The 1,660-nt window shown below is 57.9% G+C and carries 3 protein-coding genes; 1 reads left to right on the top strand and 2 read right to left on the bottom strand.

Annotated features, from left to right (window positions below):
• On the top strand, window positions 1-410 hold a 410-nt coding region (locus WCA53_RS23850), incomplete at its 5' end, for a Gfo/Idh/MocA family oxidoreductase (RefSeq protein WP_423916269.1).
• A gap of 48 nt (window positions 411-458) precedes the next feature.
• Here the strand turns inward: WCA53_RS23850 and WCA53_RS23845 are convergent.
• Both WCA53_RS23845 and WCA53_RS23840 read right to left on the bottom strand, forming a co-directional pair.
• On the bottom strand, window positions 459-1,187 hold the full coding sequence (locus WCA53_RS23845) for a haloacid dehalogenase type II (protein WP_423916267.1): 729 nt from the start codon (window positions 1,185-1,187) through the stop codon (window positions 459-461).
• A gap of 20 nt (window positions 1,188-1,207) precedes the next feature.
• Window positions 1,208-1,660, bottom strand: a 453-nt coding sequence (locus WCA53_RS23840) for a hypothetical protein (protein ID WP_423916265.1), incomplete at its 5' end; no start/stop codon positions are given.

The raw sequence follows: 1,660 nt of genomic DNA, 5'->3' as shown, positions 1-1,660 counted from the left end.
CGCTCTATGTGACCAATGCTGCCGCTGGTTCCGAGCACGGCTTGAGCTTCCGGATCCATGGTGACAAAGGCGGACTTGAGTGGCACCAGGAGGAACCGAACAAACTTGTTCATCGGCGAGTCGGTGAATTCGAACAGACCATCACACGCAGGCTCGGCCCCGAGACGAGCCAGGGTGCGCAGCAGTCAACGCGAATTGCCATTGGACACCCTGAAGGTTATTTCGAGGCGTTCGCGAACCTGTATTCCGAGTTCGCCAGCCGCGTTGCTAACAGGCTTGCTAACCACGATCTACTCGGAACGCCGACGCTCTACCCCGGCGCCATTGATGGAGTAAAGGGCCTCGCGTTCGTCGCCGCCTCGGTCGAGAGTGCACGAACCGGTCGCTGGGAAGACGTCGCGATTGAATGAGCGTGGCAAACTTATAATCAGGGTTCGGGTCGATGCACGTCCGGATAGCTAGGTAGGACAACCCAGCTTTGTCGCCAGGTCGTTCATATCCGTTGCTATGAAATCCCACACCTGTTCGGCAGTCAGGTCGCTCTGTTGTGCGGGTCCGTGTTCGGTCGGCCGTATGACGAATGCCGTCTTTAACCCACACTGTCTAGCAGCTGCGAGGTCGCCGTTGTGGGCTGCAACCATGCAAACTTCTTCAGGTTTCAGACAAAGGATTTCGACCGTGTCGAGGTAGACTTGTGGCGACGGTTTGTATGCGCGAACGACTTCCGCACCGAGGATCGCGTCCCAAGGAAGAGCGGCCCGTTTCGCCATATCCACCATTAGCCTGATGTTTCCGTTCGAGAGCGGCGCAATCGTGAAGCGGCGCTTGAGCCTTAGCAGGCCTTCAATGGAATCGGGCCACGGGTCGAGCCGATGCCAGGCGTAGTTCAGCTCGTCGAGTTCTTCCGTTGATATCGCAGTGACGTCAATGCCGTGGTCAGTCAGTACCTTGACCAGGTTTTCCCTGTGCAATACATCAAGCCGGACAAACGGCCGCCGTCCACTTCGTACTTCTTCCATCGCCGGCGTGTACTCCCGTCGCCACGTATCTGCAAACTCAAAGGAATCAATGGGCACAGCATGACGGCTTAGGAACTGGCCCAAGTCGCGCGCGACGCCACTGCGCCAATCGACAACCGTCCCGAATACGTCGAACAGGAGCGCTTTAATGCCCGGTCTATCTGCCATGTCGTAGTCCTCTTAACCCGTTATCTCTTGCGATTTTTTTGATAAATCATCATTGCGCCAACGCTCAGTATCACGATAAGGAGCAGAACGCCAAGAATGATAACCAATGGACTCGACGACGCTCCGCCCGAGGTGGCCGTGGTCGCGGATGCCGCACTAATTGGAGCCGGTGCGGATGCATCCGATGCAACCGGCTGAGGAAGAGCGACGCCCAATGCGCTTCCTTGTCGTGCGACGGGGACACCCGACGATTGCTGGCTTGCGTCAGCGGCGGCCGGAGATGCCGGCAACGTGCCGGGGGCGGGCCCTAGTGCTTCCGACGCGGTTATGACGGGCGCTGTCGGAGTGTTCTTGCGATTCTTGTCAAAAGTGCTCCATTCAGCGAAAACACCGTCGATGCAATGCACGTCAACACAGCCATCGCGTTTGCGCTTCCAGGCCGCGAGGTCGCTCGCGAGCAGTTTTCCTTGCTG

This window comes from Caballeronia sp. (assembly GCF_049581465.1).
Lineage (GTDB): Bacteria > Pseudomonadota > Gammaproteobacteria > Burkholderiales > Burkholderiaceae > Caballeronia.
Note: the sequence above shows the minus strand (reverse complement) of the source record. Positions and strands in the feature narration are given on the sequence as shown.